Source organism: Candidatus Azobacteroides pseudotrichonymphae genomovar. CFP2 (assembly GCF_000010645.1).
Lineage (GTDB): Bacteria > Bacteroidota > Bacteroidia > Bacteroidales > Azobacteroidaceae > Azobacteroides > Azobacteroides pseudotrichonymphae.
In genome coordinates, this window is sequence record NC_011561.1 from 1 (window position 1) to 16,011 (window position 16,011).

The window sequence follows — 16,011 nt, forward strand, 5'->3', positions numbered from 1 at the left end:
TTGAAAGATTTGAAAGTAATAGGACAGGAGAAAAAAATAGAGACAATTGTTTTAAATAGGACTTTGAGTAATAAAGATGTAATTCAATCTTATATCTTAACTACAGCTAGATATGATTTATCTGTATATGAAAAACGTATTCTGTATGGAATAGTGGAATGTTTCCAAGCTGAACTAACAGGGAAAAAAATAGATAAGGATTTTTCTATCAGTCCTGAGATGTTTGGAGATGTACTTATTGAGATGTCTTTTTCTTTGTTATTGGTTGATGGAGATGACAAAAACCATTATCAAATCAAAAAGGCTCTCTATTCATTATTGGATAAAAAGATATTACGTGACAATGATAGAGAATGGGAAGCATTTACATTAATTGTAAAGCCAAAAATTAACAAATATGATCGTATTATTAGATTTCGTTTGCATGAGGAAGTATATGAGGCTTTATTAGATTTTTCTAAAGGATATAGGAAGTATGAACTGAAGACTGCAATGGCGTTTAATAGCATCTACTCTATGCGATTTTATGAATTATTATCAGGGCAGAAGAAACCCTTAACCTATAGCATAGAAGATCTGAAGGCTATGTTTCGGCTAGAAAAAAAATACAAAGATGTAGGAGTTTTTCGTTCTCGTGTGATTGACCCAGCTCAAAGAGAGTTAGATTTGAAATCTCCGTACAGCTTCACCTATCAGTTAGAACACGAGAAAGAACGTACTAATCCCAAAGGAGGTAGGAAGAAAGTTGTGGCTATCACCTTTACCCCTGTCTATCGTTCAGAGAATCGTAATAGCATATTGGAATACAAAGACCTTTGTAGAACAGTTGTTCTTTCTGATGTTCTTCTGCCAGAGGAGCAACATTTCTTTGTTTCATTAGGCTTTACTGAACAGGAACTGAAAAGTAAGTATTACAACTTGCTTATTGACGTAGAGAAAGCAAGGAGACAAGGACGAATATTGATTACTCCTGTTCTTTTTGATTATGCCAAAAACAAGAAGAACCCGAAGACCTATGCCCTCAAAGCCTTGAGGAATGAGATTAGGGGGTGGAAAGAAGAATTGTCTAAGCAGAATCAGGATAAGCTATCTAAGCAATTACAGCAGGAGGTCAAGACATATCATCAGGATAAACAAAGCATCCATTATTTTCTCAAAGATTATTTAGGATTTTCAGGAGAAGAACTAGACAAGGCATTTGAATATGTTTCAACTCATGGAGATCATGACTGTTTGGATGAACTGATTCATTCTTGTAATAAGGATAAGGAGAAAATGAAGGCTTCATTACAAAAAAGCATTCAATCCATCGGATCAGTTGGCCAACGAAAGAAAGCCCTTAAGGCTGCTCCTAAGACTGCTCTTAAAACTGTTTCTAAGGTTACTTCATTAGAACAGAAAGAGGATCAGACGAAAGATGAGCTAATTGTGAATGAAGAAACAGTGAATGAAGAACAGATAGTCATCGTTTCCAATCAAGATCAAAAAAAACAGGAAGCGATTCCGCATAATGTCGTTCAGCCTAGTAGAGGGTCCTATATAGGGAAATTCATCCGAAACGGGATGAAAAGAATAAGGAACTATTTTCATATCCATTAAACTGACACAGTAGGTTGATATGAAAAAGATGTATAAACAATTAAATATTGTGTTGTAATGAAAAAACTATTAACTCTTATTTTATTTTCTATGATTTGCTTCGGAGCTGGAGCTAGAAGCATTACATTGATATTTGATGATGGAACGAAAGTCTACTACCATCCGTATCATATTGCCTCAAGGTTTCAAATCCAGTTTTTGTCTAATGAGAACGGAGAGACATTGTATCGCCTTCATGACCCAGTAGATTTGTGGTATAGATGGATGTTTGGTGGTTGGGGATGGGTAGACGATTACCAGAATTTGAAGAAGAAAATAGAACTAGCAGGTAAAGGAGATAAGATCAGAAGCTTTACAGTCGAATATTTTGGCAAAAAAGAAATAGATGTCCTTGTAAAAAAGGTTGTGGATTATCGCTTCCTAGCAAAAGAACAGCTAACTTTTGATGAACAATAAATTAATTGGAACAATGAAAAGATTTTTGACACTGAAAAGATTTTTAACACTTATATTTTTATCTGTATTTGTTATAGGATTACAAGCAGAAATAACATTGGATTATCCAAAGGCTATTCGGTATGGTGAATTAAAATGTGGACAGCATTATTTTTTGGTAGAACATCCACGCTTTGGAGATAATGAATACATCAAGGGTTCCGCAGATAATGATGCCGAAGGATTAACTGATGACTCAATTGTATATGTTAAAGAATCTAATGGTAAAGATACATTGACAATTTCCATAGGTACTGAAACTAAAATTGGCACTGAAACTAAAACTGACATTGATAATGTTGAAACCAAAGCTAGAATTGGCGGAATATTAAGAAGAGAGAGCGTAGTGTACGACACTAAAAATGTTTCAGTTAATTTGACCCTAGAAGAGAAAGGCGATTATATGAGTCCAGATATTGGTATTAATACTGGAGTTAATTTCCATAATTCAGGTGATAATTCTAAAAGTAAGGTTTTTGCAGGGTTCCATATTTCTAGTATGTTATACCCAACAATCTCCACAGACTCCACCAATATATCAATGAACACTGGTTATAAATACACTTTTTCAAATGGATTGTATTTGTCTCCTGAAGCAGTCTTAAAGGTGGATATAAGTAAGAGTTTTCAATTGTCTCCTTCAGCGTCAATGACAGCCGGTTATGATCATACATTTTCGAATGGATTATATTTATCTCCAAAAGCAGTCGTAGGTATGGATATAACTAGAGGTTTCCCATTATCTAGGTCAGTATCAATGACAGCTGGTTATAATCATACATTCTCGAGTGGATTGTATTTATCTCCGAAAGCGGAAGTGGGTATGGATATAACTGGAGGTTTCAAATTATCTAGGTCAGCATCAATGACAGCTGGTTATAATCATACATTTTCGAGTGGATTGTATTTATCTCCGAAAGCTGAAGTAGGTATGGATATAACTAGAGGTTTCCCATTATCTAGGTCAGTATCAATGACAGCCGGTTATAATCATACATTCTCGAATGGATTGTATTTATCTCCGAAAGCTGAAGTAGGTATAAATAGCACGAAAAATGGTACAGAAAATAGATATGGAAACTTTGGATTAGAAGTAGGATACAAGTTTCATGTAAATTAGCTCACCATGAGCTACCAACTCAAAACCGATAAGACACATTCCAATTGGAAGGAAGGTCTTTCAGATCGAACATCACATGAAGTTAACTTTCTGCGTTATGTCATTGATGGTTACGGCGAAGATTACTATGTCATAGGCTTTTCTGGGGAGGACAGACATTATCGTTATCGCCACGATCTCTATTCCTTTACTAGCTGCAAACCTCCATCTTTCGATATCAGAGTGATGGATGGTAATAAAGTTTTTCTTCGTGTCTTCTACGCTAACATAGAAGTAGATCCATCTAATTGGAAGGATGTGATAAAGGAATACGGCTGTTACTATAGGCTTAGTTGGTCTTTTAATATTACAGTTGAGTACAGGCTTAACACAACTCAGTTCATGGAACATGTAGAAGATTTCTCACTACGGTTTTATGATCCACTCAGCATTGATACAGGACACAGCCCAATAGACATGGCTTCCAAATGTTTTGCTTTGGAACCTTTGCAGAACATATTGGAGAACTGGGACGAAGAAAAGTGGAAGCAGAAACTGTCAAAACAGGCAAAGCTTCAGTATGCTTCCTATAGGGACACTGAACAGGAAGATAGAACGGCAAAGATAGATATGGATAAGATCAGACAGCTCCCTACAACGGATGCAATGTTGGACGAAAAGTATGGAAAGAAGGGAACACCCATAAGGGATGCTTTTAATAGGGAAGCTGATGCTTACTATCGAGATGTTATAGCAAAAGCTGATTCTAAAAAAGAGGAATGAATTGAAAATAAGTTGAAATTAACCACTACATTTCAGTTTACTCCAAAATGGTTTCCAAGTAAATACATAACAGTATGCAGGATATACTGATAAGCATATTTAAGACATTAACAGGATTCTTCTCGTTTAGTGGACGAATCAGTAGAAAGGAGTTTATCATGAGCTTTCTAACTGCTTTTTTAGGATTTTGTATACTAGGGAAGATCGAACCGTCTTGCATATCTGATTCTGGTCTTATAACAGAACACTGCTTTGAATCGAGGTTCTCCATTCTATGGATAATCTTGTTTTGGTTTATGTTTGCCCAACGAACTAAACGTTGTCATGATCTAGGACATAGCGGTTGGTGGCAAATGATTCCCTTGTATGAGCTATGGCTTTTGTGTGCTAAGGGACAGGAAGGAAAGAACGAATACGGTGAAGATCCACAAGCATTGGAAGAAGACTTGTCTTCTCAAAAAGAAGATTAAATTGTATTTGTAGTAGGAAAAGACAATCAGAGAAATTGGTGATTTAACTGACACATCAGTAAGTGATTAGGGCAGCAAAAGCTGTACCTGCCAGAGCGAATGCTCCATTTGTGATGATTCGGTCGCAGTTCTCTTCCAGTTGGAACCAGACCGTTTTTTCCTGTTCCTTTGTTTAGCTATTATTTAATGGCTTTGTATTAAGATTATTCCTGTAATGCATCTAAGGATAGCGATCACTACCTACCTCTTGTTTCAAAGTCCACCCCTATTCTCTCTACCCGAGATTGATTCTCTCCTCTCTCTATCTTTTCATGGATGGCACAAATATCTTCATCTATCTTCCAAATTCTGTCTTCTAGTATTTCTCCCACACGAACTAAATAGACATTGCATGTACGAGAGCCTATATAGATAAGGTAGTACTCAAATATCCAGTCATTATACAGATGATAGGTCTCTTTCATTGCCATTGTATAATAGGCTAATTGTTGTAGATAGCTGTTCATCCCTCTTTCTACCTCTCTCACAAACTGAGTTGGATTGTGCGAAGAGGTCTTTAGATCAATGATCCATACCCTCTTTTCTTTCATATCCCACTGAATACGGTCCAGCTTCGATTTACATGGTAACCCACAGTCATGTTGGAAACGCACCTCCAGCTCGTTCATAGCATTGTCCCCTTTATTAATTACTTCCTGAACTCCCTGATGATCCTTGTAGTTAGTAAGGATCGTATTTATCCTACTCATATCTTCTTCAGAGATTGGAGGTTTACCCTCCTGCTTGCACCTTATATAACCTTTCAATTCGTTGTAGAGTTCTTTCGCTTTCGCAGGTGCATCCTTCGGAAGTACCCTATAGTTGGCCATGTATGCATCGGTAAGTGTCTTACCTTCTATGACAGCTTCACAGAATTTTTCCATGTTAATACTCTTAGGCATGCTCCCTTCCATTAGCGAATATTCGTTCTGGAATTCTTCAGGTGTAAGGATAGCAGAGTGTACCATCTTGCCAAATGCCATCGCTGCACTTTCTGGATCAGGTTCTTTCCGACCGTACCACAAATCCCAAAATAGAACCGGGTCTTCTTGATAAATACATAGCATACTGTGATTAAGGTGGCCCTTCAGCTTATAGTAATCATCTTGGTATATCTGTCTTACAATCTCTATTGTGTTGTTTGTTTCTTCAGTTCCCATGTTGAATTCTTAATTAATTTAGAAAAGAGATAATTCCATATTTGGAAAAAACTCCTGCTTGGTAGCATATTTTTTTGCCGTTCCTAATTTCTTTATTATGCTTTTTATTTCTTCTTTTAGATTGATTCCTCCTATATTTTTTAGTCTTGTAATCAGATCTTCTCCTTTGCCATCATCAGGGAATGATATTGTTTTAGCTCCGTATTTTTTACCCAATTTCCTATATCGAGCATTTAATTCTAATTCTTTCCAGTAGGAACATATTTTATTATCATTATCACCAATAATATAACTCTCTCCATAGTTTGATGTAATATAACTTGCTGCATACTCCGGTATAGGATAAGATTTTCTTGCTACAGCAATGGCATCGTGTTCTAGTTTTAAATGGACAAGACAATCCATGTATGATTTACATATAAATATATTTTTTTTATACTCTCCTCTGTTTCTTCTTTTTTTTAGGAGATTAATACCAAAAGCATATTCACTTATTTTCTCAGAAGGGTAAAATATATAGTCCTTTGTATTTAAAGGGTATTTTTGCCAAATTATTGGTTCACCATTATCGTTTTCTTCTACAATAAAAAGAAATCCACCTCTCCTTAGAGGTTTTAACATTCTGTCTTTTACCATTCTATCTATAAAATCGCCTTCCATTCCTAGTTCTTTTAAAAAAGATAGTGTTTTTTCTGAAAACCTATCCGAAAGCTCTGATGCTGGGAAAGGCACAATATACATCCTAACCCTTAGGTGGTGTACATCCTTCTTTTGTTCAATATGCTTGTTTTTAGCCACTGAACTTTGACTAAAGAATAAGTCTAAATAAATGATTTTGGACTTGTCTATAAACAAATAATCAGATGGATTATCTGACATGCTCCACCTACTAGTTGGACTTTCATTGAAATTGAATGAAAGTAAATCTGACAAAGAACCCGAATACGACGTTGTAATAGTTTTACCAGTCAGACATATCCTATCATGATTGAAGTCTCTTCTATCTGTAGAGAAAAAATTTAGACAGTGGATGTTTTCTGAGTTAGCACTAATCTTAATAGAAGGATAATGTAAAGGGACAAAATGTGTATTGGTCGTGCTATCATGAAGCGATTGTCCAAGCTTTATCCCTTCTGTATAGCCATTCCATTCGAACATGTAAGGGGTTGAGAAGTTGGCTTCTCCCTGCCATTCACTAAGCATATGTAACCCATAGCTAACAGGATTTAGAATGTCGTTTTGTTGATCTATTACTTCCCCTCTATGTACAGCAAGTTTATTTGTGCTGACATTTTTAGGGTTAGTTGAATTAAGATAACTTCCTGTCTTTTTTCTCAATACTTCATCTTTAAGATCAGGTGTAAGCTTTATAAATTGGTTTTTGCATGTACTTGCCCAATATAGGGCATGATACAAATCTTCAAGGGAATAACCTTTTTCGTTTGAACATATGTCTATGAATATTTGAGCTATATTCCTATCGAAGGGTCTATTATTATTTTCTTTCTTGACTTTCTTTATTATATCTGCTACATACTTCCAGTCTATATTTATTTTATACATGATATTGTAGTCTTTTGATATATTAAATATATAGTTTAGTACTACTGGTATATTGATTCTATTGACACGGGGACTACTATAATGCACTGCATGCTTTTTCAGCAGGCTTTAATAATAACTGTACAATATAGAAAAAATGAATCAAATCATTGAGTTCTTATAGATGATTTAAATACCATTTTGAATAAATAAAAATTATTGGTAATCAACGAGATATAGTTGGAAATCAATAAAAATTCACTACCTTTATAGTACTATTCCGTACAAATTCAATATATATAAATATGCCAGCAATAAAACAGGTTATACTAAGAAAAGCCTACAAAACTTTTCGGGAAGAAGGTGTCCTATTCAGTAAAATAAAAGATTTTCCTAAGGTCTTTCATCGTATTGGATCTAAGGAAAAACAATATGCCCTCTTGCAAAGCGTGCTTTTGGGTCATAATTCCTGCCTAAAGATCGAATACCTAAAAGTTACAAAGACTCCTATTCCGCCCGATCTAAAGCATGATGCGTGGTTTCCTATTAGTCCGTTGGCTGAAGAAGTTTATATTTATGGGAAAAGGCATATCATTGATGATGACTATATTCTTGACGTAACAAAGAGTAAGAATGAAGCAGAAAGATTGGGCAAGATCAACCAGATATATGTTATGTGGGATTTGAAACTGATACGCTACGATACACGGAGAGGTCAGATACTCAATGGCATAGCAGAAGATAGGAAGAAATATATTGAGCTAGCAATCGAAAAAGGGGCAGTATCAAGACAAGAGCTAACTGAAGCTCAGATAACTGAGAACCACACAATACGGCTCCTGGGAGGAGAGACACCCCTATAGTTTCCTATAGAGTATGCGAAGTCATGCACAGTAGGTTTAAGCTGGAGTTAAGACAGTTCTTTCGCTAGTTCTTCGTTCTCTAGTTTCATAAACTCTTCAAACGTGTCTATACGGGCCTTGAATGGCATAATTCTCTCTTCTTTGGCAAAGTTATTAAGTTCTTCGGCTAGACTCGGCATATCCAATACAGTAACAGAGGAGAATTTATTTGTAATGTAACACATGTAATATCTCTGTTCCTCACCAAAATGGAAGTCCTTATCTATTACTCCTACAACATAATAATCTGTGCGATTTGAATAAATGGTTCGGGCATCTTCGGGTGAGGACGCAATAACGAGAGGTTTATCTGCCATTAATTCATCTGATCCTGGAAATTTCTTGTGAAGTAAGTTCATTAAGAAAAGGTAGTCCTTGGCGCCTGGGGAATCAGATATTTTACTATTTGTGTACTGCCAGTTGTATGCGTGATATACATAGGAGATATCATGTTTTCTTTTATTTGTATCAAATGTTTGCAATACATCCAGGATAAGAATTGCACACTTAGTTTTTTTATGTTCCCATATATCTAATTGTTTAAGATCTTCTTTTGAAATACAAAGGCCATCCAAGAATTCTTTAGAATACTCCTGTGTACATTCATCATTGATAGAAGAAATAAGTCTTGATCGTTTAGAAGAACCTTTAATTATCCTATCTTTCTTTGTAATCTGTTCTTGAGTTACATCAGCAGTATTCGCAATTATTGGTTCAGCTTCTTTTTTCACCCTTAATACACCACCATTTTCGTTAGCGATCAGTTGCTCAATCTCATTTTTTACAGTTTTAACTGCCTCTTCCACTTCCATACCTGCATATCCCATGTTGCTAACTCTGTCGCTGACGTCTTTACCTTTATCGTCTTTAGGGAAGAAGATCTTTATGATTTTTGTTTCTTTCCCTGATGGCTTCCGGTCTAGTAGTTCCGCTACTCTTTCTTTGGCTTTTTTTCTTCCAATTTCGTCATTGTCATAGAGGAAGATGATTTTAGTGTAGCTATTCACTAGTTTTTTCATTACCTCTTCTGGGAGACTGAAACCTTCACTCATTGGGGCTATTGAATCAAATTTCATAGATAAGAGTACCAATGCATCCTTAGGAGATTTGGTTACAATGCAGAGCATGTCGTTATTTTTCCCACTTTCTATTAGCTTTTCTAACTCCCTCCAACCAAAGACGAACTTCTTTATATGTCCACGAGCTATGTGATTGTATCTTATGTACCTTTTCAGCTTTAGTATATTATAAAGCTGATATATTGTCTCGTCCTCTGAGCATAGGTAAGCTATGCGATGATCTTTTGTTTCCTTTACATTGTATTTTATTAGCAACTCCTCTGTTACACCCAATTTTCTCCATATCTCCAACATTTCTTTAGAGTATCCATCTATAAGCTCTGGAAGCTTTGGAGGCTCAAGATCTACGATACTCTCTTTGGTATTAGTACAGTGGGTACTTGCCTTGTGTTCAAAATTTGTTTCCTTAACCACTGAACTCGGGTTGTTATATAATATGGCTGATGTTATTTCAAAGTTGTTAATTAAAGAATAATCAAATCTATTATCTGATTGTGTCCATGTATTGCTTGCTTGGAATGTAGAAAAGTCCAACGAACTGATTGAATGCGATGTTGTAGTATTTTCTCCAGTCATATATATTCCATCAAAATTGAAACCATCTCTGTATGTATCGGAATAATTCCGGCAATATGCATTGTTCTCTGAATTACCACTAAGTTTTACAGGACTAGATAACATGAAAGGAAAAGACTGTGTATCAGTTATCTGAGTCAAACCATAAGTATAAAGCCCATTATAAACACTATTACATTCTAACATGCGATAAGTTGATAGTTTTGGTTGTTCATACTGTCTTTCAAGTATCCGTATTCCCCCAAGCATCTGTAAGTTATAGCTAATAGAATTCGCTATGTTCGCCTTCTGATGTACACTCTCTTTTGCTAATACGACATCTTCGTCTGTATTGGCTTTCAAAGGTTCTGTTTGGTTAGAGATCTTACCGCTTACAACCAACTCGGCTTCGGCTTTTAAATCAGGTGTAAGTTCCTCTATGATCTTTTTCTCTGCCTTCTCTGCCAACAGGATGAAGCTATAAAAATCTATAAGGGGAATATCCAATTCTTTTGGGACGTATCTGTCTACTGATGCCAGTAGCATGTTATTTTTTATAGATTTATGTGCCTCTTTGTCCAATTTGCCATATAATTGCTTATACTGACTATACACGCCTGCGAAGATATTAAACATGTTTTTGTCAAAAGGCTTACTGTCATTTTTGTCTCGTATTGTATAGAGAAGACGAGTTGCAAGTTTAAAATTTAAGTCTATATGATGCCCTATAGGGACGCCTAGTATTTCTAGGATCTTCTTTGTGGCAGCATCTTTATCACAATGCTCCATCTTCATAACGAAATCATATACGTTTCCTGTCATTCCAGTAGAGAAACAATGGAAGCGTGCATATTTCGTATCATTAGGAGGGAATACCTTAAAAGAGGGAACCTTCTCATTTTTAAAAGGGGTTAATGCATCATATTTATATTTTTGATTCTTAACTGCGTTCAGTTTGACCCTATAGTATTTGAGAATCGCCACAAGTGTGTCAGATGACTCAAATCGGATATTATTATGTTTTTTCATCTTAAAACTCCTTATTCTGCGTTTGACTTTCATCTCCCACCAATATTTCTCTGATTTTCTTCATGGCATCATCTTTATCGCATTGCTCAATCCACCTAACAAAATCAATTGTGGTTCCCGTGTTCATTCGAAGTATAGCAGTAGTAGTAGTAGTAGGCCCATTTGGCATTTTCACTTCCATTGGAATTTTCACTTTCATGAGAATATACCATAAAGGAAGGATCAGTCTCCTTCTTAAAGGGTGATAAGGCTTTGTATTTCGCTTTGGATTCACTTCCAAGCTTTATTAATTCGTTTTTATAATACTTGAGAACTGCCACAAGTGTGGCAAGTGTCTCAAATTTGATAGAATTATGTTTTTTCATACTAAACCTCCGTATTATGCGGTTGACTGCTGTTATCTTCTTTAACAGCACCTCTTTCAATGAAAGCGAGTAGTTCTTTATCTTCTAAAGACATAGGATTGAAGAAAAAACCATCATCATAATAAGGATTACCCCTTTGAATAATATGAATTCTACGAATACTACGAATTCTTATCTGCTTAGCTATATACTCAGATTTGACATCTTTGTCTATTCCTAAAATTTCTCGTAGCTCTTCTCCAAGTTCTTTTGTTGCTGGTATAGAACCGTACCGGTGCATATGTTTATGATATCTTTCAATGAAATCAATGGCAATCCCACTATCTACAATCTTATCTCTCTTTCTGTGTGTGTATGAGAAGATGGCCCACTTTGCCCATGTTGTAGGATAATAATCACTTGCATCTGGTGGATACACAATTAGAGAATATTTCTCATCATCATATACTGGTTCAGTAGTTTTACAAGTAGGGTCCTCTGGGTCGATTAGATGTACGAAAGGGATATGAGATGCTAAAAGTTCTCCTTCGATAGTAGTTCCCACATCAGCACCAAAACGATTCATCACTTTGACTAGGGCTTCTGTTTCGTAGAATGCTTGTACGTGGGCGTGTAATCTAATAATCTCATCACGTACTGCATCACTTGGAGATGCTACTATAGCATTGTCACACAGCTCCAACATTTTACATGTCATCTCATATGTGCTGATGTCATTTACTAGGGTTTGCTTCCCATTAATGTTTTCTGCTGTTTGTTTTTTTAAAAAATTGTTCATAATTTCAATTTTTTATGTGTTTAACATATTGATTTCTGTCAATGCACAGATGAAAACTATTGTAAGCTCTTATACAAAACAAAGTTCTGTCTGTGCTTGTTTACGTAAGTTTGTAGTGTACTTTTAGCTGTCCATAACGACAGCATACGAATAGCGACTACGCTATTCACAATTTGATTAAAAAAATGAATAAAATGTTTGGTGCGTGGATATAGTTTTCTTATATTTGCACCATTAAAGATTTATATAATAAATGCGTAGGAATAGAGTTCTAAACTCTATTCCTTTTTTTTTATTACCGCAAGATCAGCGATAACCGTTTGATGATAACGGCCTGATTCTCAGTCAAAATTACACATTCCATACTAAAGTAAAAAACAAAATATGCACTCAATAATTTAACTTATTGATATTCAACGTTATTTAATTTAATTTAGTTATTTTATTGATGCCCGTAACGGCTCTCCAGCCTGTTGTTGCTCATAACAACTGCTTAGTTTATATTTTAAACTATGTGTTTAAAGGAAGAAAAGAGAATGCTTGTCTCACGTTACATCTACATCCACATCTACATCTACATTTCTATAGATACCGTTTGCTGAAATGAAAGTAGGATAGTTGTCTTATTGCTGTTCTTGAGATGCATGGAATAGTCGTGAGTATTAACACGACCGCAAGTTATGCAAATGCTAGAAGCAGAGCTACTTCTTGCTCAATTTATTGAATTGTGGAGAAGAAGTCTACACGAAGAAGTCTACACGAAGAAGTCTACACGAAGAGTCAGTTATGCAGTGAACACTGGTCAGTAATGATGTTCTCGTCTGTCTTATCAAATGGGATTACAACACCCATGTTACACAATGGGATGGGACATGATATAATTTTGAACGAGATAGAAGGATTGTCGATATCTGTATCTACTAGCATCGCTTTTGTTAGGGTTTTGCCAGAAATAAACCTATGGAAAGCAGTAACTGCAAAAAAAAACTGTTTGCTATAATTTTTTTTTCTCCCTTTAAACTATATAGTTAAACCATATAGTTTAACATATAGAATATAATAACATATTCGAAATATGCAAATTAAAATGATAAAAGTTTCATGCTTTTTTTTTACAGGCATGTAGATTAACTCATACCATTTTTTTTTGTTCTTATTTGTCTTAAGAGTAAGACATGAGTATACTCTTTCACCCGGCTTTTATAGGTCACCTCTATTGATTATCTTTGTCTTGCTAAAGACAATAAGATTATGCTTGAGAAGGGATTCTACTTTGAACACGGCTATCCAATTATCACAGAAAAAGCTCTGCATCCACGTAGTTATCGAAACAGACGTTGCAGTAATCAGCCAGAACTCGTGTAGAGTATATGAACAAGAGGTTTTTGGTATGCCAGAAAGGACATTATCCTTAAGCAGATGGAATTACGGGCGGAAACTAAAGGCTAAAGCTAGACTGGCTGAGGAATAAGAATGCAGAGAGAGAGAGAGAAAGAGTTCTATATGCCACTTTTCAGCCCTTTTTCTAAAAAAGCATATTTTATCATTCGCGTATATAATCAATTGACACCGGCCTTTTTACTATGAGATGCATTTTCCAAAGGGGATTTCTCAAACAGTTTGGGATAACTAAACACCACTACGATAACTTCATTTTGCCAATGTCACACAAGGTGGCTTTTAGGCTTGTGAGTAAAAGGAGAGAAGTTAGACCTGGACACAAAATGGGAATTCTTTATGTAGTTAAAATGACTTATAAACACAATGACAGGTACCATAATCCGGTAGTTAGAGAGTGGCCTCGCATAAATAATGAACATTCTGATGGTAAGGGAAAAATTTCTGGTGTTAGGATCTGGATTAGGAAAGCTTTCGCCCCATATCCATCCTGTATGCATGGAGGAACTCATTATAACCACGTTCTTCCTGGGTGCAAAGATTATCGTGATTTTAAACCTGAAGGTTATTTTAATAATAATTACGAAATAATGGATCAGTGGTTTTTGGATGCAATTAGGGATACTGCCATGAGAAATAATATTTCAGAAAAAACTTGTTTCAAAGTTCATGAGATATACACGACCGTTGTACGTAATTGTTTTATTTCGGGAACTGTTGAGAACGAAATATTTCATTCGACCCAGTTATCCAAGAAGATTTCCTATTACTGTTTAGATTTTTATGACAAGAAGTATTTCTGCGAAAGATTTAGAAGAGAAAAATTTTGCAGATGGAGGATTAATGAAAAGAAAATAAAAATGGATGTATAGCTTACTCTGATACACTGGATGATCATTAGAGGGAACCAATTCTTTTAATTATTTTTATTCGAAAATAGACAATCATGAAGTTTGAAGATTTCAACCTGCGTAACATATACCTATGGATAGTCAAGCTTATTCTTTGGCTCTACCTGTTCCGTTTCGCCTATAAAATTGTGTATTATATTGCAGAATTATGTGGATTAAGTTATGATTATTGGGATAGGAATTTGGGTGTTTGCGAATGGGATAGTATGCACATATACAGAGATGGCAGCATTCTTTATGCTTTGGATCGGAATGGTTGGGCAACCAACATGGCCCTGCTCATTTCAGCATGTCTTGCAACATTCATGCTCCACGGGCTAAACCATTACTGCAAATGGGACAGGATCTCCAAACTGTTTAAAAGAAAGTCAGATAATAAGGGATAAACTCAATTTGACGCATTTTAAGGCATCTTACAGCGATTATCTTCTTTGAGTAATTAAACCCTACATTCAAATAACGATCGTTCGTTACAGGTCAAAATTAGGCTATTATACGATGTGTACTATTTTGAGTGTTTGGGGTTTGAGTTGTGAGAATTTGAAAGGCTCGGATTAGTTCGGAATACCCTACTGTAGATCTCATTGTTTTTTGTTCATTAAGCATGATGTTTTGTGTATTTGGAATTGGTTACAACCTGGACAGAGCCGTGATATCTCTTAGGCTTTGTTTTCACTTGAATAAACCAATAATATAGGTATGGAGTATAGTTATACGGATTTTTATCTGTTTTTGGTTAAGCTGGGTTGGCTCATCTATTGGGCTTAGATGATGAACAATTTTAGAGAGTCCCTTCAGGTCGAAATGAGGTTTTAGACTTCTTAACGCTCATAAATTGTACCTCACAGCTATTCATTCTAGGTTCCGGTGTGTTCTAAGTTAATTCTGATGCCCTTTTTGCTATTGCATACATGCACCTTTTATGCATGGAATAAGCTCAAACAATATTATGATATAACATGCGTTACAGGAACTATTGCTTAGTTTTATGTGTGATAAAACCAGCATATAGAGCTGTTTTATCATTTTTATTTGTACTCTCTTTCTTAGTTATTCCCCAGGTGGTGATTTTACTTCACTGTCTTCATCACTAGGTTCTGGTTCTATTTCTTCTTGACTATCTTCACTTGTAGGGTAATATGGAAGATTATTTGTTTTACTAAAAAAAGTATCTGTTTTGTTATTGCATATATTCCATAATTCGCCATTAGTATTTTCCATCTGATAATCATATTTATTATCATCATCTACCAAATTGTTATATTCGCGAATCTTGTCGCAAAGACGATCCATATAGATCAAGTTTTTGAGTTTTGGATTTTCTTCTAGTTTGCATTCAACAGCCAATTTTCTTTTGTTAATTTCATTGCCAATTTGACCGCGTGCTTTGTCTCTGTAGGATAGATTATCTATCCTGTTGCGAATATCCTTTATCTCGTCATTTCGATAAGCAATTTCGCCTTTGTCAATCTTCCAAATAATATTATCCATATCATTTATCAGGGAATTTCTTTTCGATATACATTCTTCCCATAAGTCGATTAATCTTTGTGCTTCCGCTTCTAAGCTAACTACTTCATCCTGTAGTTTACTAGCAATACTATAAAGACTTGGATGACTATTTTTAGAAGGAGTAGTGCTCCTGGGGGCTTTTGGAAAAGCAGAGAAAGTAAACAGAGATAAGAGTAACAGGATTTTGTATTTCATAGAACGTTTTACTTATTTCAAACGAAGATATAACAAATACTGAAAGGAAAGTTCAAGCAAAGCAATTGATGACTACTTTAGTTAGTCTAGAACTATAATG

The 16,011-nt window shown here is 35.4% G+C and carries 14 protein-coding genes; 8 read left to right on the plus strand and 6 right to left on the minus strand.

Annotated features, from left to right (window positions below; genetic code table 11):
• From CFPG_RS05220 to CFPG_RS04760, 5 genes are all read left to right on the plus strand, one after another.
• Window positions 1-1,599: a replication initiation protein gene (locus CFPG_RS05220; protein WP_012572931.1), complete on the plus strand. Its 1,599-nt coding sequence runs from the start codon at window positions 1-3 to the stop codon at window positions 1,597-1,599.
• Between the two features lie 57 nt (window positions 1,600-1,656).
• Window positions 1,657-2,055 carry a hypothetical protein gene (locus tag CFPG_RS04745; protein ID WP_012572932.1) on the plus strand — a complete coding sequence of 133 codons (399 nt, stop codon included), beginning with the start codon at window positions 1,657-1,659 and terminating at the stop codon, window positions 2,053-2,055.
• Window positions 2,045-3,214 carry a hypothetical protein gene (locus CFPG_RS04750; protein WP_012572933.1) on the plus strand — a complete coding sequence of 390 codons (1,170 nt, stop codon included), beginning with the start codon at window positions 2,045-2,047 and terminating at the stop codon, window positions 3,212-3,214. The genes CFPG_RS04745 and CFPG_RS04750 overlap by 11 nt, the downstream gene beginning before the upstream one ends.
• 6 nt (window positions 3,215-3,220) lie before the next feature.
• Complete coding sequence (locus CFPG_RS04755) at window positions 3,221-3,976, plus strand: hypothetical protein (RefSeq protein WP_012572934.1); 756 nt, start codon at window positions 3,221-3,223, stop codon at window positions 3,974-3,976.
• 74 nt (window positions 3,977-4,050) lie between these two features.
• Complete coding sequence (locus CFPG_RS04760) at window positions 4,051-4,446, plus strand: DUF805 domain-containing protein (protein ID WP_012572935.1); 396 nt, start codon at window positions 4,051-4,053, stop codon at window positions 4,444-4,446.
• A gap of 236 nt (window positions 4,447-4,682) precedes the next feature.
• On the opposite strand, the gene CFPG_RS04765 is transcribed toward CFPG_RS04760, so the two are convergent.
• Window positions 4,683-5,645: a PD-(D/E)XK nuclease-like domain-containing protein gene (locus CFPG_RS04765; RefSeq protein WP_012572936.1), complete on the minus strand. Its 963-nt coding sequence runs from the start codon at window positions 5,643-5,645 to the stop codon at window positions 4,683-4,685.
• Between the two features lie 18 nt (window positions 5,646-5,663).
• Entirely contained in the window at window positions 5,664-7,208 is a 1,545-nt protein-coding gene (locus tag CFPG_RS04770) for a hypothetical protein (RefSeq protein WP_012572937.1), read from the minus strand.
• A 284-nt stretch (window positions 7,209-7,492) separates the two neighbouring features.
• Here CFPG_RS04770 and CFPG_RS04775 point away from each other — a divergent pair, with 284 nt between their 5' ends.
• Window positions 7,493-8,050, plus strand: a complete 558-nt coding sequence (locus tag CFPG_RS04775; protein WP_012572938.1) for a hypothetical protein — start codon at window positions 7,493-7,495, stop codon at window positions 8,048-8,050.
• A gap of 47 nt (window positions 8,051-8,097) precedes the next feature.
• On the opposite strand, the gene CFPG_RS04780 is transcribed toward CFPG_RS04775, so the two are convergent.
• From CFPG_RS04780 to CFPG_RS04790, 3 genes are all read right to left on the minus strand, one after another.
• Complete coding sequence (locus CFPG_RS04780; protein ID WP_012572939.1) at window positions 8,098-10,785, minus strand: CHC2 zinc finger domain-containing protein; 2,688 nt, start codon at window positions 10,783-10,785, stop codon at window positions 8,098-8,100.
• The gene (locus CFPG_RS04785) at window positions 10,754-10,951 is read right to left on the minus strand and encodes a hypothetical protein (RefSeq protein WP_041572596.1); all 198 of its coding nucleotides are present in this window, start codon (window positions 10,949-10,951) and stop codon (window positions 10,754-10,756) included. Before CFPG_RS04785 ends, CFPG_RS04780 begins: the two co-directional genes overlap by 32 nt.
• A 167-nt stretch (window positions 10,952-11,118) precedes the next feature.
• A complete protein-coding gene (locus CFPG_RS04790; RefSeq protein WP_012572940.1) occupies window positions 11,119-11,895 on the minus strand; it encodes a hypothetical protein in 777 nt (258 codons plus the stop codon).
• A gap of 1,661 nt (window positions 11,896-13,556) precedes the next feature.
• Here CFPG_RS04790 and CFPG_RS04795 point away from each other — a divergent pair.
• The gene (locus CFPG_RS04795) at window positions 13,557-14,165 is read left to right on the plus strand and encodes a hypothetical protein (RefSeq protein ID WP_265348092.1); all 609 of its coding nucleotides are present in this window, start codon (window positions 13,557-13,559) and stop codon (window positions 14,163-14,165) included.
• A 74-nt stretch (window positions 14,166-14,239) separates the two neighbouring features.
• Window positions 14,240-14,590, plus strand: coding sequence for a hypothetical protein (locus CFPG_RS04800; protein ID WP_012572942.1), 351 nt, complete (start codon window positions 14,240-14,242; stop codon window positions 14,588-14,590).
• 664 nt (window positions 14,591-15,254) lie between these two features.
• On the opposite strand, the gene CFPG_RS04805 is transcribed toward CFPG_RS04800, so the two are convergent.
• Window positions 15,255-15,911, minus strand: coding sequence for a hypothetical protein (locus CFPG_RS04805; protein WP_012572943.1), 657 nt, complete (start codon window positions 15,909-15,911; stop codon window positions 15,255-15,257).
• Between the last annotated feature and the right edge of the window lie 100 nt (window positions 15,912-16,011).

Excerpts from the sequence above, each read along its gene's own strand:
- CFPG_RS04745 (WP_012572932.1), top strand. The coding sequence starts at position 1,657 with ATGAAAAAACTATTAACTCTTATTTTATTTTCTATGATTTGCTTCGGA.
- CFPG_RS04750 (WP_012572933.1), top strand. The coding sequence starts at position 2,045 with ATGAACAATAAATTAATTGGAACAATGAAAAGATTTTTGACACTGAAA.
- CFPG_RS04755 (WP_012572934.1), top strand. The coding sequence starts at position 3,221 with ATGAGCTACCAACTCAAAACCGATAAGACACATTCCAATTGGAAGGAA.
- CFPG_RS04760 (WP_012572935.1), top strand. The coding sequence starts at position 4,051 with ATGCAGGATATACTGATAAGCATATTTAAGACATTAACAGGATTCTTC.
- CFPG_RS04765 (WP_012572936.1), bottom strand. The coding sequence starts at position 5,645 with ATGGGAACTGAAGAAACAAACAACACAATAGAGATTGTAAGACAGATA.
- CFPG_RS04770 (WP_012572937.1), bottom strand. The coding sequence starts at position 7,208 with ATGTATAAAATAAATATAGACTGGAAGTATGTAGCAGATATAATAAAG.
- CFPG_RS04775 (WP_012572938.1), top strand. The coding sequence starts at position 7,493 with ATGCCAGCAATAAAACAGGTTATACTAAGAAAAGCCTACAAAACTTTT.
- CFPG_RS04780 (WP_012572939.1), bottom strand. The coding sequence starts at position 10,785 with ATGAAAGTCAAACGCAGAATAAGGAGTTTTAAGATGAAAAAACATAAT.
- CFPG_RS04785 (WP_041572596.1), bottom strand. The coding sequence starts at position 10,951 with ATGAAAGTGAAAATTCCAATGGAAGTGAAAATGCCAAATGGGCCTACT.
- CFPG_RS04790 (WP_012572940.1), bottom strand. The coding sequence starts at position 11,895 with ATGAACAATTTTTTAAAAAAACAAACAGCAGAAAACATTAATGGGAAG.
- CFPG_RS04795 (WP_265348092.1), top strand. The coding sequence starts at position 13,557 with ATGTCACACAAGGTGGCTTTTAGGCTTGTGAGTAAAAGGAGAGAAGTT.
- CFPG_RS04800 (WP_012572942.1), top strand. The coding sequence starts at position 14,240 with ATGAAGTTTGAAGATTTCAACCTGCGTAACATATACCTATGGATAGTC.
- CFPG_RS04805 (WP_012572943.1), bottom strand. The coding sequence starts at position 15,911 with ATGAAATACAAAATCCTGTTACTCTTATCTCTGTTTACTTTCTCTGCT.